Annotated in this window: 2 rRNA genes; both read left to right on the top strand. The window is 47.5% G+C overall.

Features of this window, described 5'->3' with window-relative positions:
* Positions 1-243, top strand: a 16S ribosomal RNA gene (locus ABD481_RS46680); the annotation flags it as partial.
* Positions 244-441: 198 nt separating this feature from the next.
* A 23S ribosomal RNA gene (locus ABD481_RS46675) occupies positions 442-644 on the top strand; the annotation flags it as partial.

Below are 644 nucleotides of genomic sequence, written 5' to 3'. Positions count from 1 at the left end.
GTTCGGATCGGGGTCTGCAACTCGACCCCGTGAAGTCGGAGTCGCTAGTAATCGCAGATCAGCAAGCTGCGGTGAATACGTTCCCGGGCCTTGTACACACCGCCCGTCACACCATGGGAGTGGGTTGCAAAAGAAGTAGGTAGCTTAACCTTCGGGAGGGCGCTTACCACTTTGTGATTCATGACTGGGGTGAAGTCGTAACAAGGTAACCGTAGGGGAACCTGCGGTTGGATCACCTCCTTACCTTAAAGAACCTGCCTTTGTAGTGCTCACACAGATTGTTTGATAAATAATAAATTTCAAAATGTACTGCGAAGTGCATTGTGAAATTTTGCTCTTTAAAAATCTGGATCAAGCTGAAAATTGAAACGACACACAGTTAATGTGTGTTCGAGTCTCTCAAATTTTCGCAATCAGAAGTGAAACATCTTCGGGTTGTGAGGTTAAGCGACTAAGCGTACACGGTGGATGCCCTGGCAGTCAGAGGCGATGAAGGACGTGCTAATCTGCGAAAAGCGTCGGTAAGGTGATATGAACCGTTATAACCGGCGATGTCCGAATGGGGAAACCCAGTGTGATTCGTCACACTATCGTTAACTGAATACATAGGTTAACGAGGCGAACCGGGGGAACTGAAACATCTA

Origin of the sequence: Catenulispora yoronensis, from assembly GCF_039531695.1 — a bacterium.
Taxonomy (GTDB): domain Bacteria; phylum Actinomycetota; class Actinomycetes; order Streptomycetales; family Catenulisporaceae; genus Catenulispora; species Catenulispora yoronensis.
Note: the sequence above shows the minus strand (reverse complement) of the source record. Positions and strands in the feature narration are given on the sequence as shown.